General features: G+C 63.7%; 18 protein-coding genes and 1 tRNA gene. 4 read left to right on the top strand and 15 right to left on the bottom strand.

Annotation, left to right across the window (positions count from 1 at the left end; genetic code table 11):
- Positions 1-109 precede the first annotated feature (109 nt).
- Positions 110-1,888 carry an acyl-CoA dehydrogenase C-terminal domain-containing protein gene (locus F3J44_RS07430; protein ID WP_167271472.1) on the top strand — a complete coding sequence of 593 codons (1,779 nt, stop codon included), beginning with the start codon at positions 110-112 and terminating at the stop codon, positions 1,886-1,888.
- 313 nt (positions 1,889-2,201) lie between these two features.
- Here the strand turns inward: F3J44_RS07430 and F3J44_RS07425 are convergent, their stop codons facing one another.
- On the bottom strand, positions 2,202-3,104 hold the full coding sequence (locus F3J44_RS07425; protein WP_167271470.1) for a LysR family transcriptional regulator: 903 nt from the start codon (positions 3,102-3,104) through the stop codon (positions 2,202-2,204).
- Between the two features lie 211 nt (positions 3,105-3,315).
- Here F3J44_RS07425 and F3J44_RS07420 point away from each other — a divergent pair, with 211 nt between their 5' ends.
- Both F3J44_RS07420 and F3J44_RS07415 read left to right on the top strand, forming a co-directional pair.
- Positions 3,316-4,593, top strand: coding sequence for an aspartate aminotransferase family protein (locus F3J44_RS07420; RefSeq protein ID WP_167066454.1), 1,278 nt, complete (start codon positions 3,316-3,318; stop codon positions 4,591-4,593).
- Between the two features lie 197 nt (positions 4,594-4,790).
- On the top strand, positions 4,791-4,949 hold the full coding sequence (locus tag F3J44_RS07415; RefSeq protein WP_009681539.1) for a YqaE/Pmp3 family membrane protein: 159 nt from the start codon (positions 4,791-4,793) through the stop codon (positions 4,947-4,949).
- A gap of 102 nt (positions 4,950-5,051) precedes the next feature.
- Here F3J44_RS07415 and F3J44_RS30315 read toward each other — a convergent pair whose 3' ends face one another.
- From F3J44_RS30315 to F3J44_RS07360, 11 genes are all read right to left on the bottom strand, one after another.
- Positions 5,052-6,860 carry a S9 family peptidase gene (locus F3J44_RS30315; protein WP_205299751.1) on the bottom strand — a complete coding sequence of 603 codons (1,809 nt, stop codon included), beginning with the start codon at positions 6,858-6,860 and terminating at the stop codon, positions 5,052-5,054.
- The gene (pqqE, locus tag F3J44_RS07405) at positions 6,841-7,989 is read right to left on the bottom strand and encodes a pyrroloquinoline quinone biosynthesis protein PqqE (RefSeq protein WP_167271465.1); all 1,149 of its coding nucleotides are present in this window, start codon (positions 7,987-7,989) and stop codon (positions 6,841-6,843) included. Before pqqE ends, F3J44_RS30315 begins: the two co-directional genes overlap by 20 nt.
- Positions 7,961-8,236 (bottom strand): pyrroloquinoline quinone biosynthesis peptide chaperone PqqD, encoded by a 276-nt coding sequence (gene pqqD / locus F3J44_RS07400; RefSeq protein WP_167066463.1) that lies wholly within the window; start codon positions 8,234-8,236, stop codon positions 7,961-7,963. Before pqqD ends, pqqE begins: the two co-directional genes overlap by 29 nt.
- Positions 8,233-8,970: a pyrroloquinoline-quinone synthase PqqC gene (pqqC, locus tag F3J44_RS07395; protein ID WP_205299775.1), complete on the bottom strand. Its 738-nt coding sequence runs from the start codon at positions 8,968-8,970 to the stop codon at positions 8,233-8,235. The genes pqqD and pqqC overlap by 4 nt, the downstream gene beginning before the upstream one ends.
- Positions 8,971-8,997: 27 nt before the next feature.
- A complete protein-coding gene (gene pqqB, locus F3J44_RS07390) occupies positions 8,998-9,909 on the bottom strand; it encodes a pyrroloquinoline quinone biosynthesis protein PqqB (protein WP_167271463.1) in 912 nt (303 codons plus the stop codon).
- Between the two features lie 80 nt (positions 9,910-9,989).
- A complete protein-coding gene (gene pqqA, locus F3J44_RS07385) occupies positions 9,990-10,061 on the bottom strand; it encodes a pyrroloquinoline quinone precursor peptide PqqA (protein ID WP_003243383.1) in 72 nt (23 codons plus the stop codon).
- A gap of 169 nt (positions 10,062-10,230) precedes the next feature.
- On the bottom strand, positions 10,231-12,510 hold the full coding sequence (pqqF, locus tag F3J44_RS07380; protein WP_167271461.1) for a pyrroloquinoline quinone biosynthesis protein PqqF: 2,280 nt from the start codon (positions 12,508-12,510) through the stop codon (positions 10,231-10,233).
- 91 nt (positions 12,511-12,601) lie between these two features.
- Positions 12,602-13,396: a carbon-nitrogen hydrolase family protein gene (locus F3J44_RS07375; RefSeq protein WP_167271459.1), complete on the bottom strand. Its 795-nt coding sequence runs from the start codon at positions 13,394-13,396 to the stop codon at positions 12,602-12,604.
- A gap of 15 nt (positions 13,397-13,411) precedes the next feature.
- The gene (locus F3J44_RS07370; RefSeq protein WP_167271457.1) at positions 13,412-15,094 is read right to left on the bottom strand and encodes an NAD(P)/FAD-dependent oxidoreductase; all 1,683 of its coding nucleotides are present in this window, start codon (positions 15,092-15,094) and stop codon (positions 13,412-13,414) included.
- A 162-nt stretch (positions 15,095-15,256) separates the two neighbouring features.
- Positions 15,257-15,568, bottom strand: a complete 312-nt coding sequence (locus F3J44_RS07365) for a DNA-binding transcriptional regulator (RefSeq protein WP_167271455.1) — start codon at positions 15,566-15,568, stop codon at positions 15,257-15,259.
- A 223-nt stretch (positions 15,569-15,791) separates the two neighbouring features.
- The gene (locus tag F3J44_RS07360) at positions 15,792-16,253 is read right to left on the bottom strand and encodes an Lrp/AsnC family transcriptional regulator (RefSeq protein WP_167066484.1); all 462 of its coding nucleotides are present in this window, start codon (positions 16,251-16,253) and stop codon (positions 15,792-15,794) included.
- Positions 16,254-16,403: 150 nt separating this feature from the next.
- On the opposite strand from F3J44_RS07360, the gene F3J44_RS07355 reads away from it, so the two are divergent.
- The gene (locus tag F3J44_RS07355) at positions 16,404-16,673 is read left to right on the top strand and encodes a DUF2442 domain-containing protein (protein WP_167271453.1); all 270 of its coding nucleotides are present in this window, start codon (positions 16,404-16,406) and stop codon (positions 16,671-16,673) included.
- A 318-nt stretch (positions 16,674-16,991) separates the two neighbouring features.
- On the opposite strand, the gene F3J44_RS07350 is transcribed toward F3J44_RS07355, so the two are convergent.
- From F3J44_RS07350 to rpoD, 3 genes are all read right to left on the bottom strand, one after another.
- A tRNA-Ile gene (locus tag F3J44_RS07350) sits at positions 16,992-17,068 on the bottom strand.
- Positions 17,069-17,084: 16 nt separating this feature from the next.
- The gene (locus F3J44_RS07345; protein ID WP_167271451.1) at positions 17,085-20,828 is read right to left on the bottom strand and encodes a bifunctional diguanylate cyclase/phosphodiesterase; all 3,744 of its coding nucleotides are present in this window, start codon (positions 20,826-20,828) and stop codon (positions 17,085-17,087) included.
- Positions 20,829-20,949: 121 nt separating this feature from the next.
- Positions 20,950-22,800, bottom strand: a complete 1,851-nt coding sequence (gene rpoD, locus F3J44_RS07340) for an RNA polymerase sigma factor RpoD (protein WP_167066496.1) — start codon at positions 22,798-22,800, stop codon at positions 20,950-20,952.
- Positions 22,801-22,817 lie beyond the last annotated feature (17 nt).

The raw sequence follows: 22,817 nt of genomic DNA, 5'->3' as shown, positions 1-22,817 counted from the left end.
CGGTCGCGTGATGACCCTATGTCTCGCAAAAGTTGTTCGGTTACACTGGATTCAACCCCCGTGCCGCGGCCCCTGGTGGCCGCCCCGACCCGATTAGCGAGAGGTTGTGATGGCTGACTATAAAGCGCCCCTGCGCGACATGCGCTTCGTTCTGAATGAAGTCTTCAAGGTGGCCGAGTTGTGGGCGCAACTGCCCGAGCTGGCCGAGGCCGTGGATGCGGACACCGCCTTGGCCGTGCTGGAAGAAGCCGGCAAGGTCACCAGCAAGACCATCGCCCCGCTCAGCCGCGCCGCCGATGAAGAAGGCTGCCGCTGGGACAACGGCGCAGTGCGCACCCCAGCCGGGTTCATCGAGGCTTACAACACTTACGCCGAAGGCGGCTGGGTAGGGGTGGGCGGTGACCCGCTGTTCGGCGGCATGGGCATGCCCAAGGCGATTTCGGCCCAGGTCGAAGAGATGGTCAACGCTTCGAGCCTGGCCTTCGGCCTGTACCCGATGCTGACCGCCGGTGCCTGCCTGTCGATCAATGCCCACGCCAGCGAAGCGCTGAAGGCGCGTTACCTGCCAAACATGTACGCCGGTGTATGGGCCGGCTCCATGTGCCTGACCGAGCCCCATGCCGGCACCGACCTGGGCATCATCCGCACCAAGGCCGAGCCACAGGCCGATGGCAGCTACAAGGTCAGCGGTACGAAGATTTTCATCACCGGCGGTGAACACGACCTGACCGAGAACATCATTCACCTGGTGCTGGCCAAGCTGCCAGATGCCCCGGCGGGGCCGAAAGGCATCTCGCTGTTCCTGGTGCCGAAGTTCCTGGTGAACCCCGACGGCAGCCTGGGTGCGCGCAACCCCGCCACCTGCGGCTCGATCGAGCACAAGATGGGCATTCAGGCCTCGGCCACCTGCGTGATGAACTTCGACGAGGCCGTGGGCTACATCGTCGGCGAGCCGAACAAAGGCCTGGCGGCGATGTTCACCATGATGAACTACGAGCGCCTGGGCGTGGGCATCCAGGGCCTGGCCTCGGCCGAGCGCTCCTACCAGAACGCCGTGGAGTACGCCCGCGACCGCCTGCAGAGCCGTGCCCCGGTCGGCCCGCAGGCCAAGGACAAGGCTGCCGACCCGATCATCGTGCACCCGGACGTGCGGCGCATGCTGCTGACCATGAAGGCGCTGATCGAAGGTGGCCGGGCGTTCTCCACCTATGTGGCGATGCAGCTCGACAGCGCCAAGTACAGCGAAGAACCGGCGACCCGCAAGCGCAGCGAAGAGCTGGTGGCGTTGCTGACGCCGGTGGCCAAGGCTTTTCTCACCGACCTGGGCCTGGAGTGCACGGTGCATGGCCAGCAGGTCTTCGGTGGCCATGGTTACATTCGTGAGTGGGGCCAGGAGCAGTTGGTGCGCGATGTGCGCATCACCCAGATTTACGAGGGCACCAATGGCATTCAGGCCCTGGACCTCATGGGCCGCAAGGTGGTGGCCAGCGGCGGGGCTTACTACAAGCTATTCTCCGACGAGATTCGCCAGTTCATCGGTGGCGCCGGCAGCCAGCTGGCCGAGTTCAGCAAACCCCTGGGGGCTGCGCTGGACCAGCTCGATGGGCTGACTGAATGGGTGCTGCAGCAGGCCAAGGGCAACCCCAACGAGATTGGTGCGGCGTCGGTGGAGTACCTGCATGCCTTCGGCTATGTGGCCTACGCCTACATGTGGGCGCTGATGGCGCGCGCGGCGCAAGCTGGGGAGGGGGATGAGGCGTTCTACTCGGCCAAGCTGGGCACGGCGCGGTTCTACTTTGCGCGGCTGCTGCCACGGGTGAATTCGCTGGTGGCGTCGGTGAAGGCGGGCAGTGAGTCGTTGTATTTGCTGGATGCGGAGCAGTTCTGATAAGTCGGGGGTTGGGCCGTTCGCGGGGCAAGCCCGCTCCTACAGGGCGCGGTTTAGCGCGAACGGGCTTTCCTGGGGTATCTGAGAATGATTACCCCTTGTAAGCTTTTTCCTACATGACGCGGTGCTTTTTCGCCACTGGTGTCAGATTGGATCCACGGTTAATCTTTGTACATGGACGTTGCGCAGGAAGCGCAAAGGACAGAACAGGGACAACGAAGGATTTCCTGCCAGGACGGCGGGGCGATAGGGATGTCACAGGGAAACAGTCTAGAGAACCCCGCTTCGGCGGGGTTTTCTTTGTGCGCGTGTTTCAGCTGCCCGGCAGGCGAGCATCGGTTTCCTCTTCGAGCAGCGTGCGCAGCAACTCCACCGATGCCTGCTGGCGCTGGGCATCGCGAAACACCAGGCCCACCTTCAACGGCACCCGCGGCTCGCTCAGCGGTTTCCACAGCAGCCCCTGGTCGTCCTCGGCGGCATCCTTGGCCCGTCCCGGCAGGATGGTAGCCAGCGAGGTGTGCGCCAGGCTGTCGAGAATCCCCGCCATGTTGTTCATCTCGGCCTGCACCTGGGGCCGGCGCCCTTGGGCGGCCAACTGTTCTTTCCAGATCTGGCGGAGCTGAAACTCCTCACCCAGCATCAGCATGGGCAATTCGGCCGCCTGCTTGATGGAAACCTTCTTGAATTCCTTCAGGGGGTGGGTATCGGGGATGACAACCTGCAGTTCATCTTCGTACAGCAGCAACCCGTGCAGCCCTGGCTGGCGCGGGGGCAGGTAACTGATGCCGATATCCAGGTTGCCGTTGAGCAGCCGCCGTTCGATCTCCAGCCCCGACAGTTCGTAGATCTGCACCACCAGGTGCGGCTGGGCCTTGCGCAGGCGTTCAAGCAATTGCGGCACCAGGCTCGGGCGCACGGTCTGCAGCACGCCGATGGCCAAGGTGCGCAGTGACTGGCCCTTGAAGTTGCGCATTGCCTCGTGGGCGCGCTGCAGGCCGTCGAGCAGGGGCAGAGCGTGGTTGTACAGCGTGTGCGCGGCCAGGGTGGGCAACAGGCGTTTGTTGCTGCGCTCGAACAGGCTCAGGTCCAGGCTGTGCTCCAGCTGGCGGATCTGCTGGGAAAGCGCAGGCTGGGACAGGGAAAGGCGCTCGGCGGCGCGGCCCACATGGCCTTCTTCATACACCGCGACGAAATAACGCAGTTGGCGAAAATCCATAAGTAACACTTATCGAAAAAGCTGGGAAAACGAAATGGCCGGCATAACCGCCGGCGCCTAGTCTATCGCCGTATTCCAACGGGTTACAGCAGCCGATCGGTGCATTGTTACCGCGTTCGAGAAACACTTTTGATAGGCAAGACAAAATATCCAGCGCCGGCAACAAGACCGGACCCCTGGCCCCCCCTTACCGTGATTGGTTGGAGCCCCGATGAACCTGTTCAACCTGCGCCGTTCGGCCCCCGCCGCGGTTGCCGAGCGCAAACCTGCGCCTGTGCTGGAGGCGGATGCGCCGTTGGCGCGTGAGCGGCTGATGGCCGGCAGCGAGCGTGCGGCCCAAGTGTTCGTCAGGGGCCAGGGCTCGTGGCTATGGGACAACGCCGGGCATGCCTACCTGGACTTCACCCAAGGTGGGGCGGTCAATAGCCTTGGGCATAGCCCGAGTGCACTGGCCAAGGCGCTGGGCAACCAGGCTCAGGCATTGATCAACCCCGGTGCTGGCTACCTCAGCCGGGGGTTGCTGGCCCTGGTAGAGCGCCTGTGCCAGAGCACTGGCAGCGACCAGGCCTACCTGCTGAACAGCGGCGCCGAAGCCTGTGAAGGGGCGATCAAGCTGGCACGCAAGTGGGGCCAACTGCATCGCAATGGCGCCTACCACATCATTACCGCCAGCCAGGCTTGCCATGGCCGCAGCCTGGGGGCGTTGTCGGCCTCCGACCCGTTGCCGTGCAACCGCTGCGAACCGGGTTTGCCAGGTTTCAGCAAGGTGCCGTTCAACGACCTGGCGGCGCTGCATGCCGAGGTCGACTCGCGCACCGTGGCGATCATGCTCGAACCGATTCAAGGTGAGGCCGGGGTGATTCCGGCCACCCGCGAGTACCTGCAGGGTGTACAGAAACTGTGCCGGGAGCTGGGCATCCTGCTGATTCTTGACGAGGTGCAGACAGGCATTGGCCGCTGCGGCGCGTTGCTGGCCGAAGAAACCTACGGCGTGCGCGCCGACATCGTCACCCTGGGCAAGGGCCTGGGCGGCGGTGTGCCGCTGGCGGCGCTGCTGGCCCGTGGCACGGCGTGCTGCGCCGAGCCGGGTGAGCTCGATGGCAGCCACCATGGCAATGCGCTGATGAGCGCCGCGGGCCTGGCCGTACTGGACACCGTGCTGGAGCCGGGCTTTTTCGAGCAGGTGCAGGACAGTGGCCGCCATTTACGCGATGGCTTGAGCCGCCTGGCTGGCCGCTATGGCCAGGGCCAGGTGCGCGGGCAGGGTTTGCTCTGGGCGCTGCAGTTGCAGGAACACCTGGCCCGGGAGCTGGTCGAGGCTGCCTTGCAGGAGGGGCTGCTGATCAACGCGCCGCAGGCTGACGTGGTGCGCTTCTCACCGGCGCTGACCGTGAGCAAGGGCAATATCGACGAGATGCTGCTGCGCCTGGCCAGGGCCTTTGCCCGGCTGCATGCGCAACAACAGGCCCGCCGCGTGATGCCGGCCTGATCTGGAATTCAACGAACCGTCTGGCGTTTCTGCGCATCGCCCCTGGCCTGATTTTGGCCCGGGGCGTTTTTTTTGCCTATGCGCCAAACCTGCGGAACGCCCGTAGGAGCGAGCGTAGCTCGCGATTTGCGATTGGCCCACGGAACCTCTGCCAAGCGAAGCGGGTCACTCTTGTAACCCCTTCAGGAGAACTTCCCATGGACTTCATTCGTATCATCATCGCCATCATCCTGCCGCCGCTGGGCGTATTTCTGCAGGTCGGATTTGGCGGGGCGTTCTGGCTGAATATTCTGCTGACCCTGCTGGGGTACATTCCTGGGATCGTGCATGCGGTGTATATCATTGCCAAGCGTTGAGGGCCCGGGGCTGCTCTGCAGCCCTTCGCGGGTCAAGCCCGCTCCTACAAGGGACCGCGATCTCCTGTAGGGGCGGCCTTGCGCCGCGAAAGGGCTTGGGTATCAGCCCTCCAGCACGCGGCAATAGAACTTCCATTCCTCTTCAAGCGCATGCGCCAGGTTCTCGGCTTTGCGAAAGCCATGCCGCTCTTCAGGGTAGAAATGCCCGACGGCTTCGATGCCATTGGCCTGCAGCACTTCCAGCATCGAGCGTGTCTGCGCTGGCACCACCACTGCATCCAGCTCGCCCTGGAAGAAAATCACCGGCACCTTGATCTGGCTGGCATGCAACAGCGGCGTGCGCTGGCGATAGCGCTCGGCGTCGTGCAGTGGGTCGCCAATCAGCCAGTCCAGGTAATCCCCTTCGAACTTGTGGGTGGCTTTGCCCAGGGCGACCGGGTCGCTGACACCGTACAGGCTGGCGCCGGCACGGAAGATGTTCTGGAAGGCCAATGCGCACAGCGCGGTATAGCCACCGGCACTGCCGCCGCGAATGAAGGCCTTGCTGCGGTCGACCAGGCCCTGCTCGGCCAGGTGCCGGACTGCGGCGCAGGCGTCCTGGACATCGCTCTCGCCCCAGCTCAGGTGCAGTGCCTGGCGATAAGCGCGGCCATAGCCGGTGCTGCCACGGTAGTTCAAATCAGCCACGGCGAAGCCGCGCTGGGTCCAGTACTGGATGCGTGGGTCGAGTACCGGGTAGCAGGCCGAAGTAGGGCCACCGTGGATGAACACCACCAACGGCGGCGGCAGCTTGCTGCCCGGTGCCGGGTAGAAGAACCCGTGTGCGGTGGTGTCACCGCTGCCGTAGTGAATCGGCTGCGGCAGGCTGATGCGCTCGGCGGGCAGCACTTCGGCGCCCCCGGCCAGCACACTGACTTCGTGGTGGCTGCGGGCGATGGCGATGACGGCGGGTGGGCTGATGGGTGAGGCGGCCACGGCATAAATGTGCTCGGCGTCCATCGCCAGGCTGCGAAAACGGGTATAGGCACTGGCAAAGCGCTCGACCCGGCCATCTTCCCCGCGCAGGCCCAGTTGCCCGAAGCCGCTTTCGAACCAGGTGGCCAGGTAGCCCTGCGGGCCTGACGGCAACCAGGTGCTGGCGCCAAGCTGCCAAGGGGCAGGCGCGTGATCGGCAGGCTCGGCCGGCAGCGCTTGCCAATGGCCGTCGACCTCGCCCCAGGGCTGCCAGAAGCCATTGCGGTCGCTCAGGCAATACAAGCGGCCCTCGGCATCGAAGCGCGGTTGCTGCAGCGACTCGTCTGCGCCTGCAATACAGCGTGCCTGGCCCCAGTTGCCATTGGCGTCGCGCTCGCGGCACATCAGCCGGGTGCGGGTCCAGGGCTGGGCCGGGCGGTCCCATTCGACCCAGGCCAGGCGCCGGCCATCGTCACTGAGTACGGGCGAGGCATAGAAGTCGGCGCCTTCGGCCAGTACCTGGCGGGTGCCCTCGGCCAACGCGACCAGGCGGTGCTCGGCGCCCTCGGCGTGGCGCTCCTCGACCGCCAGCACCAGGCCTGCGTGCCACTGCAGGTCGCCGTAGCGGCAGGCGCCATCAGCTGTAAGGGCGCGGGGTGGGCTGGCGTCGAGGGCCTGGGTGTAGACCTGTTGGTCTTTCTCGTTGACGAACAGCACGCCATCGCCGCCCAGGCAGAAGCTGCCGCCGCCGTATTCGTACACCCGGCTGCGCACGCTGAACCCGTCCGGGGTCAGGCAGCGCGCCTGGTGGGCGTGCCAGTGCCAGAGGCGACAAGCGCCGTCGGCGGGGCGAAACTCGTTCCAGAACAACCCCGCCGCGCTGACCTTGAGCTCTGCGAAGTCGGTGCCGGCGGCGACGGCCTGGGCGGCGCTGAAGTCAGCCGCGGACGATGACACGGGAGTTTCGTTCATTGCGGAAGGTCATCTGTTCAATGGCGAGAGTGGCGGTTTGCGCCTCCTCGCGGGCCTTGAGAATGATGCCGTGGTCGGCCGACTTGGCGCACACCGGGTCGGCCTTGCTGGCATCGCCGGTGAGCATGAAGGCCTGGCAACGGCAGCCGCCAAAGTCCTTTTCCTTCTCGTCGCACGAGCGGCAGGGCTCTGGCATCCAGTCGTAACCACGGAAGCGGTTGAAGCCAAACGAGTCGTACCAGATGTGGTGCAGGTCGTGGTCACGCACGTTGGGGAACTGCACCGGCAGCTGGCGCGCGCCATGGCAGGGCAGGGCGGTGCCGTCCGGGGTAATGGTCAGGAACAGGCTGCCCCAGCCGTTCATGCAGGCCTTGGGGCGTTCCTCATAATAGTCCGGGGTGACGAAGATCAGCTTGCACGGGTTGCCCTCGGCCTTGAGCTTTTCCCGGTATTGGTTGGTGATGCGTTCGGCCCGTTCCAGCTGTTCGCGGGTGGGCAGCAGGCCCAGGCGGTTGAGGTGGGCCCAGCCGTAGAACTGGCAGGTGGCGAGCTCGACGAAGTCGGCCTGCAGGGCGATGCACAGCTCGATGATGCGGTCGATCTTGTCGATGTTGTGCCGGTGGGTCACGAAGTTGAGCACCATCGGGTAGCCGTGGGCCTTCACTGCCCGGGCCATCTCCAGTTTCTGCGCGAAGGCTTTCTTCGAGCCGGCCAGCAGGTTGTTCACCTGCTCGTCGCTGGCCTGGAAGCTGATCTGGATATGGTCCAGCCCGGCAGCCTTGAAGGCGGCGATGCGCGCTTCGGTCAGGCCAATGCCGGAGGTAATCAGGTTGGTGTAGTAGCCCTGCCGGCGGGCTTCGCCGATCAGTTCGGCGAGGTCCTGGCGCACCAATGGCTCTCCACCGGAGAAGCCGATTTGCGCCGCGCCCATTTCGCGGGCCTCGGCCATCACCTTGAACCACTGCTCGGTGCTCAGCTCCTTGCCCTGGGCGGCGAAGTCCAGTGGGTTAGAGCAGTACGGGCACTGCAACGGGCAGCGGTAGGTCAACTCGGCCAACAGCCACAGCGGCAGGCCGACCGGTACCTCAGGCGAGGACGATCCAGTGTTCGGCACGGGCCACCTCCATGAATTGCTCGATGTCGTCGCCGACTTCGGGCACACCAGGGAATTGTTCTTCCAGCGCGGCGATAATCGCTGCCACATCGCGCTTGCCGTCGATCAGGCCGCCGATCAGGGCAGCGCTGTCGTTGAGCTTGATCATACCTTCGGGGTACAGCAGCACGTGGCCTTTCTGCGCCGGTTCGTACTGGAAGCGGTAGCCGGGGCGCCAGTTCGGCACCTGGTTGCGGTCGAAGCTCATAGGGCGATCCCCTTGTGCCATACCCGTTGCTGGGTGACGGAGTGATAAGGCGGGCGGTTCAGCTCGTAGGCCATGCTCATGGCATCGAGCATGCTCCAGAGGATATCCAGCTTGAACTGCAGGATTTCCAGCATGCGGTCTTGTCCGGCGCGGGTGGTGTAGTGCTGCAGGGTGATCGCCAGGCCGTGCTCCACGTCGCGCCGGGCCTGGCCCAGGCGGGTGCGGAAGTATTCGTAGCCGGCGGGGTCGATCCACGGGTAGTGCTGCGGCCAGCTGTCCAGGCGCGACTGGTGGATCTGCGGGGCGAACAGTTCGGTCAGCGAGCTGCTGGCCGCCTCCTGCCAGCTGGCGCGGCGGGCGAAGTTGACGTAGGCGTCGACGGCGAAGCGTACACCGGGCAGCACCAGTTCCTGGGAGCGCAGTTGGTCGGGGTCCAGGCCTACTGCCTGGCCCAGGCGCAGCCAGGCTTCGATGCCGCCGTCTTCGCCGGGCGCGCCGTCGTGGTCGAGCAGGCGTTGAATCCACTCGCGGCGAACCTCGCGGTCCGGGCAGTTGGCCAGGATCGCGGCATCCTTCATCGGGATGTTCACCTGGTAGTAGAAGCGGTTGGCCACCCAGCCCTGGATCTGCTCGCGGCTGGCGCGGCCTTGGTACATCGCCACGTGGTAAGGGTGGTGAATGTGGTAGTAGGCGCCCTTGGCGCGCAGGGCCTGCTCGAACTCGGCAGGGGACATCGGCAATGCGTCGCTCACAGGGCCTCCTTACAACTCGATGCTCATGCCGTCGAAGGCCACTTCGACGCCGCGGCGCACGACTTCGGCGCGCTCGGGGGAGTCTTCATCGAGAATCGGGTTGGTGTTGTTGATGTGAATAAGCACCTTGCGCTGGCGTGGGAAGCCATCGAGCACTTCGAGCATGCCGCCGGGGCCGTACTGCGCCAGGTGGCCCATTTCACGGCCGGTGCGGGTGCCGACACCGCGGCGCTGCATTTCATCATCCTCCCACAGCGTGCCATCGACCAGCAGGCAGTCGGCGCCGTCCATCATCTGCAGCAGCTTGGCGTCCACCTGGCCCAGGCCTGGGGCGTAGAACAGCTTGCCGCCGGTGCGGCTGTCTTCTACCAGCAAGCCAAGGTTGTCACCAGGGTGCGGGTCGAAGCGGTGCGGCGAGTAGGGCGGCGCTGCGCTGCGCAGCGGGAAGGGGGTGAAGCGCAGGTTCGGGCAGGCGTCGATGACGAAGCTGCCTTCAAGCTCGATGCGGTTCCAGCGCAGGCCACCGTTCCAGTGGCTGAGCATGGTGAACAGCGGGAAACCGGTGGACAGGTCCTGGTGGACCATGTCGGTGCACCAGACCTGGTGCGGGCAGCCTTCGCGCAGGCTGAGCAGGCCAGTGGTGTGGTCGATCTGGCTGTCGAGCAGGACGATGGCGTCGATGCCGGTGTCGCGCAATGCACGTGCCGGTTGCATCGGCGCAAAGGCCTGGAGCTGGGCGCGGATGTCGGGTGAGGCGTTGCACAGGATCCAGTGCTCACCGTCGTCAGACAGGGCGATGGACGACTGGGTGCGTGCCGTGGCGCGCAGGCTGCCGTCGCGAAAGCCCTTGCAGTTGACGCAGTTGCAGTTCCACTGCGGGAAACCACCGCCGGCGGCGGAACCGAGAATCTGGATGTACATGGCCGCTCCTTTTGCGAAAAGCCGAATGCAAAAAACGACGACGCCCCGGCGGGCCGAGGCGTCGAGCCGCAAGGCAGGGCTTAGCGGTTGGCGAAGTACATGGTCACTTCGAAGCCGATACGCAGGTCAGTGTATGCAGGTTTGGTCCACATGGGCGTTCTCCTTCAGGTTGGGTTGGGGTACTTCAGCTACTGGTTGGGCGCCACCTGGAGCAGGAGGTTCCGTTGGCTGAGATAGCATTTATCTTACAAGAAAAGTTTGTACCGAAAGGTTAATTCTTTGATAAGCAACCTTGCGTCAAACGTAACAATCCGGCTGTCGTCAGTGCCAGGAGGCGTCTGGTGCAGCGGCATTGGCCAGGCAAAGCCAGGTGCGATCGGCGCCGAGCAGGTGGGCCAGCAGGGCATCCAGGTCGGCTTGGCGTATCATCAGGATAGACCGCTGCAGTGCAGGCAGGTCGGCCGGTTGTGTGGCCAGGTGTGTCTGCCAGGCCCATTCGGCAACCTCGGCGTTGGCCATGGCCGCTTCGTCGAACTGTTCGGCCAGTGCCTGTTGAGCGTTGCTGTCGAGGTTTACACCCTGGCTCAGCAGGGCATGCAGGTGCCCGAGGATTTCGCCGTGGCTGGCGTGGGGCGATTGCACGCCGAACAGCAGGCCGCCGAGGCCTTCGACCTGACGGAAGGCACTGAACACGGCATAGCCCAGTTGCAGCTCGACCCGCAGGCGCTGGTACACCGGGCCCTGCAGAAGCTGGGCGAGCAGGCGGCCGCAGGCTTGCTGCGCGGCGGGCAGCGGGCAGAACAGCAACAGGGCGTTTTCGCTGCCTGCCAGCTTGGTGTGGTGCCAGCGCTGGCCTTGCCAGTGCGGGGCGGGCGTGGGGCTGGCCGCTTGCCCGGGGCAGTTCTGCAGCACTGCAGCCAACCCTTGCAGGGCACTGGCATCGAAACCCGTGGCAAGGCCATGCCAATGGCTGTTTTGCCACGCAGCCGCGAGCCGCGAAGGTTCCAGGGGGCTGGTGGGCGACGGCGCAGGTTGAGTGCCATGCACGGCGTTGGGCAACTGGTTGATCAGCGCCCGAATGGGGATCAATGCTGGCCCTTCCTGTTCAGGCGGTTGCCACTCGTTGGGTGAGCGCAGGGCCGCCAGGGCGTATTCCACCGCGCGAACCACAGCGGCCGGGTGGCCGGTGCAGCGCAACTGCCAGTGCTCGCCCAAGGTGCTGAACTGCAGCTGCACGCTGGCGTGCTCGCAGCGCGCCTGCAGGGGCAGCAGGCTGCGTTCGAGAACCGCGTGCAGGCCTTGGCCCAGGGCTGGCGGCACCTGCCAGCGCAGGTGAAGGGCTGCGTACTGGCGGGTAGGTGGCAGCAGGGCGCAGGTGTTCAGGGCATGCGGCATCGCCACGGCCCGGGCGTTGGGCAAGTCGTCGAGCAGCAATGGATCGGCGGCAGGCAGTTGCCATTGCCCGTGATCGAGGCAGGGCAGCTGTTCGAGCAATGTCTGGAACGCGGCCATCGCCTGGCCATCCAGCGCTACGAAGGGCTGCCCGGCGCTGTCGCGACGGGCCAGTTCCAGGGCGCTGGCGCTGCGTTCGCGGCGTTGTTGCAGCAGGGCGAAAGCCTGGTTCAATTGGTTGGGGTTTGCCTGGCGGATAAAGCCGAACCAACCGTGCAATAGCCTCAGGGCCTCTTCTCGGTCGGCCTGCGGGTGGAGTTTCAGGTCGATGTGCCAGAGCAGTTGCCCGGCAAAGCCATACAGGGGCTCGGCCTTGAATGCCTTGAGCCAGCCGTGCTGCTGCAGTGCATTCAGCCAACTGCCGGGGCGGTTGTCGGCAAGGCCCGCCAACAGCAGTTCCAGCGCTTGCTCCGCGCCGTGGGGCAGGGCTTGGTGGGCGAACAGCAGGGGTTCGTTGGTAGACAGGGCCGGGGGCTGGGCCTGCGTTAGCGCGGCGCCTGTGGCGAATGCACCGGTGAGTTGCCTGGCGAGCTGTTCCAGTTCGTCCAGGGGCTGCGGGCCACACAGGCTCAAGGTGATCTGGCCGCTGCGGTAGAAGCGTTGGTGGAAACCGCTGAGCGCGTGCTGGAAGCCAGTGTTGCGGATTGCGAGAGAATAGCGATTGCCCGCATGAAAGCCGACCAACGGATGATCGCCCGCCACGGCCTGCAGCAGGGCGAACTGTTGCTGCGCCTGGGCATTGCGTGACCAGGCAATGAACTCGGCGTGGATCACTTCCCTTTCGCGGGCTTGCCGTTCGATGCCCAGGTCGGGTTCGGCGAGCATCTGGCACAGGCGCTCCAGCCCACCGGCCAGGGCAGCGGGCGGAACTTCGAAGAAGAAGTCGGTGGTGCGCTCGCGGGTGCTGGCGTTGACCTGGCCGCCCAGTGCCTGGACGTAGCGCATCAGGCCGTCTTCCAGGGGAAAACGCGCGGTGCCGAGGAAGAACAGGTGTTCAAGAAAATGCGCCAGGCCTGGCCACTGACGCGGAGCATCGTGGCTGCCCGCGTGCACCCGCAAGGCAGCCGCTGAACGCTTCAGGCGCGGGGCATGGCGCAGGGTCAGTTGCAGGCCGTTGGCAAGGGTGAGGTGGCGGGTGGTGTCAGGCATGGGAACTCCGGGGCAGGTGTTCATGCTAACCCCTATCGCGACCTGCGGCCGCTCCTACAAAATTATTTTTAAATCAGATAGTTAAGGCTGATCAGCCCTCACGCAGATGCAGCTCCCGCCGCAGGTCAGTCAAGTACGGAAACGCCTCTCGCCCCCGCTGCAATTGCTCACGCGATAGGTCAGCCAGCAGCACACACTCCTCATGCCCAGCCATCGCCAGCAAGCTGCCATCCACTCCGACAATACTGCTTTGCCCACAGTACCGAATGTCATCCTCGGCCCCGCAATAGTTGGCATACACCAAGTAACACTGGTTCTCCTGCGCCCTGGCGCGCACGGTCACCTGGCAAACGAAATCGTAAGGCGCCATGTTCGCAGTCGGCACCAGGATCAACTCGGCCCCGGCCAATGCCAGGCGCCGGGCATTTTCCGGAAACTCGATGTCGTAGCAAATCAGCAGCCCGACCTTCCAGCCCTCCAGCTCGACCACCGGGAAATGGTCGGCACCGGCGCTGAACATCGCCCGGTCCAGTTCGCCGAACAGGTGAGTCTTGCGGTAATTGCACAGGCTACGGCCATGGGCGTCGATCAACTGCACGCTGTTGTAGATCGTCCCATCGTCGGCGCGCTCGGGGTAGCCGTAGGCGATGGCGATGCGGTGCGCCTGGGCAATCTCCACCACTTCCATGGCCGCCGGGCCATCCTCGGCCTCGGCCTGCCGTTCGACCTGTGCCAGGCCAATGTTGTAGCCGCTCAGGAACATTTCCGGGCACACCAGCAACTGCGCGCCTTGCTCCGCCGCCTGGTGTGCCTGGTGGCGCAGCCGTTGCAGGTTGCCGGGAACGTCCAGTGGGTGGGGGGCGCCCTGGAACAAAGCGATGCGCATGCTGCCTCCTTGGTGTCAGTCGGCCAGGGCGATGGGCCCGATTGCATCGAACACGTCGCCTGGGCCAGGGTTGTCCGGGTGGGTGCGGCCACCGAAGTGGTTCATGATACCCCACACCGCATTCAGCGACGTCTGCACCGCGCCCTCGACCCAGGCCGGGGTCCACGACACATCGTCACCGGCGATGAACATGCCGCGCTGTTCGGCGGGCATGTCCTGCTGCATGAAGTGCGCGTACATGCGTTGGTTGTAGCGGTAGTGGCCCGGCAGGGCACCCTTGAAGGCGCCGAGGAAATGCGGGTCGGCTTCCCAGGAGATGGTGATCGGGTCGCCGATGATATGCCCGGCGATGTCGGTTTTCGGGTAGATCTTCTTCAGCGCGTCCAGGGCCAGTTGCACGCGCTTCTCCACCGGGTGCGGAAGCATCTTCAGGGCGTCGCTCATCCAGGCATAGGACAGGCAGATGACCCCAGGCTTGTCGTCGCCATTGTCGAACAGGTAGGTGCCGCGGGTGAGGCGGTCGGTCAGGGTCATGCTCATCAGGTCGCGGCCGGTCTGCGGGTCTTTATCCTTCCAGAACGGCCGGTCGACCATGACGAAGGTTTTCGACGATTGCATGTAGCGGGTGCGGTCCAGGGCCATCCACATCTTTTGCGAGAACAGCGACTCTTCGCAGTCGATCTGGGTGGTCAGCAGCCAACTCTGGCAGGTGGCGAGCACCGCGCCATAGTGGCGGGTATCGCCCCAGTTGTCGGTCACTGCCAGGCGCCCGTCGCTGGCGCGGGCGATGCGCTTGACCCCGGTGCGCGGTGCACCGCCATGCAACGCGCTGAGGCTGGTGCCTGCGGGCCAGTGTGCGCAGCGCTCCGGCACATGGCGCCAGATGCCCTGGGGCACTTGCTCCACGCCGCCGACGATCAGGTGCTGGTGATCGTCGCAATTGGTCATCACCACGCGGAAGATTTCCAGCATCGAATTGGGGAAGTCCGAGTCCCAGCCACCGGTGCCGAAGCCAACCTGGCCGAACACTTCGCGGTGCTGGAAACTCAGTTGGGCGAAGGCGCGCGAGGTGGCGACGAAGTCGTAGAACGTGCGGTCGTCCCACAGCGGCACCAGCTTGTTCCACAGTGCCTTGAGGCGGGGCACGTCGCGGTCGCGGATTGCCTGCTGGATGTCGGCGAATTGCGCGCCGCTTTCCAGGGCGTCGGCCCAGGCGTCAGCGACTTCGTGGAACAGCGCAGGCAGGTCGCTTGCGTGTTCGGCGTAGTAGGTTTGGCCTTCAAGGTCGATCACCGTGCTGTGCGAGGCGGCAGTCAGCGGGTTGGGGAAAGGCTTGGTTTCCAGGCCCAGTTTGTCGACATAGTGATAGAACGCGGTGGAGGACACCGGAAAGCGCATGCCGCCCAGCTCGGCGATGATCCCGTCGGTTCCGTTGAAGGCTTGGGAACGTAGGCGCCCGCCGAGTTTCGAGGCCTCGTACACCACGGGCTTGAGGCCCAGCTTCATCAATTCGTAGGCCGCCACCAGCCCGGCGATACCGGCGCCGACGATGGCCACTTCCTCACCCTGGCGCTCTGCCGGGATGCTGCCCAGGCCGGCAGGGTGTTCCAGCCAGTCGTCGAAGGCGAAGGGAAAGTCCGGGCCGAAGATGGTGATGGGCGCCTTGCCGTCGGCGGGGTGGCGGTTTTTCTTGTTCATGAATTGACCTTGCCAGAGCGGCTGCGCGGGGGGCGGAGCCTGAGTATAGGAGATGGCTGAGGGTCATTTTAGGGAGTGGGGGATTCGTAATTAAGGCGCACAAGTTTGGCAAATGGCTGCTTTTTCCGTCATATCGACGAGTCGGTCATTAAATACGACGAATCACGTTAGCGAGGCGAGGTGTTCCACTGTTTCCGGGAATTTCTGAACCAGACGGATCAGCGCAACAGCTTGTGCATTAGGTTTGGAACGGCCTTGCTCCCAGTTCTCCAAGGTTCGCACATTGGTCCGCAGGTAATTGGCGAACAGCGCCCTGGACATATTCAACTGCTGGCGCAATTCAATGAGTTCGTTGGGCGCTAGCACCAGCTCCGAGAAGCTGACCTTGTGCGAGCGCAGGGTCATTTTTCCGGTACGTTCTTCGGACAGAGCATCGAAGCCTTGGGTGAGCTCAGTGAAGAGGTTGCGGGGCATGATTTGTCCTCATCAGGTATTCGCGTTCGAGCATGGTTTTTAGCGCCTTGCGTTGCTGCTCTGTCAGGTCGTCCTGCACGTCTTCCTTTCAGCCTATACACCTTGGGCTCCCTTCGTGGGCGCCATTGAATTGCAGCATGTAACGCTTGTAGGAAATGCCGGGCAGGCTATTCGGAGGCTTCTGAATCAAGGGGGTGGGTGCCGCTTTGGTGCCAAAGGTGATTCAGATCGGTTGCCCCCGGTCCACCTTGCTGCTGAGGATGATCGATGTGGTGGTCTTGTCGACGCCATCGACACTGCCAATCTGGTCCAGCAGTTGGTCGAGCTGCTCCGGCGAATCACAGCGCAGCCAGGCGACATAGTCGAATTCGCCACTCACCGCACACAGTTGCTGCACCTGCCCCATGGCGCTCAGCCGCCGCACCACCTCCTTGCCGGAGCGCGGTTGCACCTTGATGCCGACATAAGCCTGCAGCCCGCCACCGATCAGGCGCTGGCCCAGGCGTACGCCGTAACCGGTGATGACCTTGTGCTTCTCCAGCCGCTCCAGGCGCGAGTTCACCGTGGTGCGCGCAATGCCCAGCTGGCGGGCCAGGGTGGCGACACTTTCGCGGGCGTTGATTTGCAGCAGGGCGATCAGTTGGCGGTCGATTTCATCGAGGGTGATGGGGCGGGAATCGAGCATGGCAAGTCTCGGCAGTGGGCCCGCTAGCCTAGCGAGGCCGGGGCGGGGAGGGCAATATCGGGAGCTCAGGCGATGAGCCTTGAGTGAAGCCATGGAATGGGCTTCATTCAACAGGCCTCAGTTGCTTGCCAAGTGGAAGGAGTTGAACCAATGACCCGTAAGCGTTTCATGCTTGAAGATATCGCGGTTTCCGCCCCAGGGGCCTTGTTGCTGACGTTCGCGGACGGTGAACGGTTTCCAGTGAGGCTGGATGAAATCATCGCCAGGCACCCTACATTGCACGCGCTTTCAATGCCCGACGTTTTTGCAACCGCCGCGATCGGCGAGTGGAAGGACACGGTCATTTGGGCTGACGATGACAATTTGGAGTTGGCCGCTGACAACCTGAGGGCGCTGGCCGTAGAGCAGGCTGGGGACTAACGCCGTGCGCGGTGAGGTGTGTTCTGACACCCCTTGATAGCGGGTGCTTCGCCCGCCGCCCGGCAGGCGCAATATGCAGCCTTTTTCCAGTAAATCAGCCAAGTGCCGATTCGCCGTGGCCTTGGAGACTTTCGCTACGGTGCCTCAGGGCGGGCGGTGAGACGAATAGAGCGCCTATTCGGCTCATGTTTTGAGCCGATTAAGGTGCTTATTCGGCTCATCGTCCAACACGCGGGTACGCCAGGAATGTACCGGCGTTGCTGGCTGTGCAGTACGTCGGGCACAAAAAAGCCGCGCAGTGCGCGGCTTTGTCGTGTCTGGTGGGCCCACACGGACTCGAACCGTGGACCAAAGGATTATGAGTCCTCTGCTCTAACCGACTGAGCTATAGGCCCTCAGTAAGTGCCCGGATTATAACGAGGGTTTCGATACCGTGCCATCCGAAAGATCGCTTAGTGATATACGAAGGAACGTCGCTGCGAATTCGTCGGCTGGCAAGGGCAGGCTGACGATGTAGCCCTGGATCTGTTCGCACCCCTCGGCGGCCAGGAAACGCTGCTGCGCCTGGTTCTCCACGCCCTCGGCAATGATGGTCAGTTGCATGCTGCGCCCCAGGGCGATGATGGCGCGGGCGATGGCGGCGTCGTGGGGGTCGTCTGGCAGGCCGCGGATGAACGACTTGTCGATCTTGAGGATGTCCAGCGGCAGGCGCTTGAGGTAGCTCAGCGACGAATAGCCGGTGCCGAAGTCGTCGATCGCCAGTTGCACGCCCAACAGCTTGAGCTGGTGCAGCACGGCCAGGGCTTCCTCGGCCTGGCTCATGATGAAGTTCTCGGTGATCTCCAATTGCAGGTCGCCGGCCTTGAGCTGGTAGGCCTTGAGCAGGTGCTCGATGCGCTTGGCCAGGTTGGGCTGGCGCAACTGGGCGCCGGCCAAGTTGATCGACAGCGGGCCGAACGCCTGGTAACGCTTCTTCCAGCGGTGCATCTGCTGGCAGGCCTGTTCCAGCACCCAGTCGCCAAGCTGGAGGATGCTGCCGTTTTCCTCGGCGAGGTGAATGAAGTGCTCCGGCGGCACCTCGCCGAAGGTTGGGTGGCTCCAGCGGATCAAGGCTTCGGCACCCACCAAGGTCTGGGTCTTGAGGCTGAACTTGGGCTGGAAACTCAGGCTCATCTCGTTGCGTTCGATGGCGCGGCGCAGTTCGTGCTCCAGGGCAATGCGTTCACTGGCCTGGGCGGTGAGGTCGCGGGTGTAGGCCTCGACGCGGTTGCGGCCCTTGGCCTTGGAGCGGTACATGGCCGCGTCGGCATTGCGGATCAGGCTGGCGACGTCGCTGCCGTCCTGTGGATACAGGCTGATACCGATGCTCGCGCTGGTGAAGAACTCATGCTCGCCGGCCTGGAACGGCGCGACGAAACAGGCCAGCAGTTTATTGGCAATGGCGCCGGCATCGGTGGGCTTGTGCAAGCCAGGTAGCAGGATGATGAATTCGTCGCCACCCAGGCGGGCCACCGTGTCGACATCGCGCACTTGCTCCTTGAGGCGCTGGGCGATGCCTTTGAGCAGCAGGTCGCCGACCGGGTGGCCGAGGCTGTCGTTGATGTGCTTGAAGCGGTCGAGGTCGAGGAACAGCACCGCACCCTGGCGGTTGGACACCTGGGCGCAGGTTAGCGCTGCCTGCAGGCGGTTCTCGAACAGGGCGCGGTTGGGCAGGCCGGTGAGCGGGTCGTGGTGGGCCTGGTAATCGAGCTTGGCCTGGGCGTGCTTGAGGCTGGAAATATCTGCGAACACGGCGACGAAGTGGGTGATCGCCCGTTCCGGGTTACGCACGGCGCTGATGGTCAGCCAGCCTGGGTACAGTTCGCCATTCTTGCGCTTGTTGAAGATCTCGCCCTGCCAGTGCCCCTCATCGGTCAACTGGTGCCACATGGCGGCATAGAACGCGCTGTCATGCTGGCCCGAGGCGAGCAGGCGAGGCGTTTGGCCGAGGGCTTCGATCTCGCTGTAACCGGTGATTTCGCTGAAGGCACGGTTAACCGCGCTGATGCGCTGGTCGATGTCGGTGATCAGCACGCCTTCTGCGGTGTTTTCGAACACCGTGGCGGCCAGTTGCAGTTTTTCCTGCATCAGGTGGCGCTCGGTGATGTCGCGGGCGATGGTCAGCATGCAGTCCACGCCGGCAATCGGCAATGGCCTTGCCGACAGCTCGCACAGGCGAATTTGCCCGTCGCTGCGGCGCAAGTGGGAGGTGAAGTCGCGCACGTAGCCATCGCGGGCCAACTGTTCGACCATGCGCTTGCGTTCGTTGAGGTCGACCCAGATGCCTAAGTCGAACGAGGTCTGGTCCACCGAAGGGTTGAAGTCGTAGCCGGTCAGGCGGCAGAAACCGTCGTTCACCTCCAGCAGCAGGCCATCGCTCTGGCGCGACAGCAACAAGCCGTCGGGCGAGGCGTGGAAGGCCTTGGCGAACTTTTCCTCGGAGGTTTGCAACTGCTGCTGGGTTTCCTTGAGCTGGCTGATATCGCGCACCGCCACCACCAGGGCCAGCGTGCCGTCGAGCTCGAAGGTTTCCGCCGAGGTGAGGCCGGTGAACAGCTGGCCGTTGCTGCGGCGGAAGGTCATTTCCAGGTTTCGGATACCGCCCTGGTGCAGGCGTTCGAGCAGTTTCGGCCCCATGCCCTCGCTGCCCCACAGGTTGAGTTCAGTGGCGGTGCGGCCAATCACTTCGCCTGGGCTCAGGCCAATCTGTTCCTCGAATGCCTCGTTGACTTCCAGCAGCGCGCCATCGCTGTGGCGGGCGATCAGCAGGATGTCCGGGCACTGCTCGAAGACCGAGGCGAACTTCTGTTCCGAAAGGCGCAGTGCGTCTTCGGTGCGCTTGGTTTCGCTGATGTCGATCATCAGCCCGCGCATCACCGGCTGGTGGCCGTGCTCGATCATGCTGACGATGTTGCGAACCCACAGCGCCTGGCCATCGGCGCGGATAACCCGGTAATCCAGGCTATGATCGCGCCCGGCGGCAGTTTCGCTTTCGCAGTAGGCTTGGGCCCAGAGGGCGTCGTCCGGGTGCAGGATGCTGCGCCAGAAACCGGGCTTGAGCCAGTCGTGCAGGGCGTAGCCCAGCAGGTCTTCGGCATGGGGCGAGACATAGCTGTAGGTGAAGTCGTTGGCATCGGCTTCCCAGGCGATCGCCGACAGGCTTTCGATCAGGCCGCGGTAATGGTACTCGCTGCTGCGCAGTTCCTGCTCCAGGGCGATGCGCCGGGAAATTTCCGAGCTGAGCCGGCGGTTGATGCGTATCACCACGGCGAGCACACCGATCAGCAGCACCATCGCCGGCAGGCCGTAGATCAGCGTGTCATGCCAGAAGCTGCGCTGGTCGATGACATTGCCGACCCAGCGTTGCTGGATCTGGCTGATTTCCTCGTCGGACATGTCGGCCATGACCTTGTCGAGAATGCCGACCAGCACCTTCTGATCGCGCGGCGCGGCCATTGCCAGCTGGTAGCGGTAGGGCGTTTCGCCGCTGACGTACAGCCCTTCGAGCTTGAGCTGGCGCAAGCTCCAGATACTCGATGCAAGGTCGCCGACCACGGCGTCCACTTCGTCGGTGGCCAAGGCTTGCAGGGTGGAGCTCACATTCGGCATGGCCACCAGGTTGAGGTCCGGGTGGTGGGTGCGCAGCAGCTCGTGGGGGGCATAGTTTTCCACCACGGCGACCTTCAGCCCGTACAGGTCCTTGAGGGTGCGTGGTTGCGGCCCGCCATCATGGGCCAGGATGACAATCGGGAAATCGAGGTAGGGGCGGGTGAAGGCCAGGTAGTCCTGGCGCTCCGGGGTCGACATGATGCCGGGCAGCAAATCGATGCGCCCTTCGCGTGCCTGCTGCAGCACTTGGGTCCAGTTGCTTGGCTCGACCGGGTCGAGGGCAACGCCAAGGCGCTCGTGAAGCAAGGCGATGTAATCGGCGGCCAATCCCTGGTACCGGCCTTCCTGGTCCCGAAATTCGAACGGTGGCCAGGAGGCGTCGACGCCCAGCCTCAACTGCGGGTGGGCAGTGAGCCAGGTTTTTTCCTCGTCTGTCAGGGTGAGGGCGCCGGCCGTTGTGTTCCACAGAATCAGGAGCAACAACAGAATGGCCGGCATCGGCGGCATAGCAGCCTCGCATTCAGGAAGTCTGAAGTCGAGTGTAGACGGGCAATATGCCGCGTGGGTAGCTACTTGCCACAGCCATTTGTCACATAAGAAAAACCCCGGCCTGGGCCGGGGTTCGTCATCACTCGTCGAGGAAGGAGCGCAGGTGTTCGCTGCGCGTCGGGTGGCGCAACTTGCGCAACGCCTTGGCTTCGATCTGACGGATCCGCTCACGGGTCACGTCAAACTGCTTGCCCACTTCTTCAAGGGTGTGGTCGGTGTTCATGTCGATACCGAAACGCATGCGCAGCACTTTGGCTTCACGTGCGGTCAGGCCCGAGAGCACGTCGCGGGTCGCTTCCTTGAGGCTTTCGACCGTGGCCACGTCGATCGGGGACTGCATGGTCGAGTCCTCGATGAAGTCGCCCAGGTGCGAATCTTCGTCGTCACCGATCGGGGTTTCCATGGAGATCGGTTCCTTGGCGATCTTCAGCACCTTGCGGATCTTGTCCTCAGGCATCTCCATGCGCTCACCGAGCTCTTCCGGGGTCGGTTCGCGACCCATTTCCTGCAGCATCTGGCGGGAAATACGGTTGAGCTTGTTGATCGTCTCGATCATGTGCACCGGAATACGGATGGTGCGCGCCTGGTCGGCGATCGAGCGGGTGATCGCCTGGCGGATCCACCAGGTGGCGTAGGTCGAGAACTTGTAGCCGCGACGGTATTCGAACTTGTCCACCGCCTTCATCAAGCCGATGTTGCCTTCCTGGATCAGGTCAAGGAACTGCAGGCCACGGTTGGTGTACTTCTTGGCGATGGAGATCACCAGACGCAGGTTCGCCTCGACCATTTCCTTCTTGGCGCGGCGGGCTTTCGCCTCACCGATGGACATGCGACGGTTGATTTCCTTGATCTCGGCGACGGTCAGGCCGGTTTCGGTTTCAAGGTCGATCAGCTTCTGTTGGCAAGCAACGATGGCGGCGTCCTTTTCACCCAGGGCAGCAGCCCATTTGGTGCTGCGCTTGGCCAGGTCACCGGACCAGGTCTGGTCGGTTTCGTTGCTTGGGAACAGGCGCAGGAAGTCGGCACGCGGCATGCGGGCGTCACGCACGCACAGCTGCATGATCGCACGCTCTTGCTGACGCAGGCGGTTCAGGGCATCGCGTACGCGCTCCACCAGAACGTCGAACTGCTTGGGCACCAGCTTGATCGGCATGAACAGGTCAGCCAGGGCCTGCAGGGCCTCGATGCTTTCCTTGACGTCACGGCCGTTCTTCTTCAGGACCTTGGAAGTGGCCTGGAGCTGATCGGCGACGGCACCGAAACGCTGGGCTGCAACGACCGGATCGGGGCCGCTTTCGGCCTCTTCCTCGTCGTCACCGCCTTCGCTTTCTTCGTCTTCGTCGTCCGACTCTTCCTTGGCCGCAGGGGCCTTGGCGCCGGGAACCGGCACTTCGTCGGTTGGCGCGGCGATGTTGTCGTCAGGGTCGATGTAACCGCTGAGAACGTCGGACAGGCGGCCGCCTTCGGCGGTGACGCGGTCGTATTCGCCGAGGATGTAGTCGACAGTACCCGGGAAGTGAGCGATGGCGCCCATGACTTCACGGATGCCTTCCTCGATCCGCTTGGCGATTTCGATCTCGCCTTCGCGGGTCAGCAGCTCGACGGTACCCATTTCGCGCATGTACATGCGCACTGGGTCGGTCGTGCGGCCGATATCGGTTTCAACTGCCGCCAACGCAGCAGCGGCTTCTTCGGCCGCGGCTTCGTCGGTGTCGGCTTCCGCCAACAGAAGGGCATCCGCATCCGGAGCACTCTCGAATACGTTGATCCCCATGTCGTTGATCATGCGGATGATGTCTTCCACCTGTTCCGGATCTGAAATATCCTCAGGCAGGTGGTCGTTGACCTCCGCGTAAGTCAGGTAGCCCTGCTCACGACCGCGGGTGATCAACTCTTTGATACGAGACTGCTGTTGCGCTTTTCCGGACATAACACCCTATCCACTGA

Source organism: Pantoea sp. Tr-811 (assembly GCF_011752535.1).
In the GTDB taxonomy this organism is placed as follows: Bacteria; Pseudomonadota; Gammaproteobacteria; order Pseudomonadales; family Pseudomonadaceae; genus Aquipseudomonas.
Note: the sequence above shows the minus strand (reverse complement) of the source record. Positions and strands in the feature narration are given on the sequence as shown.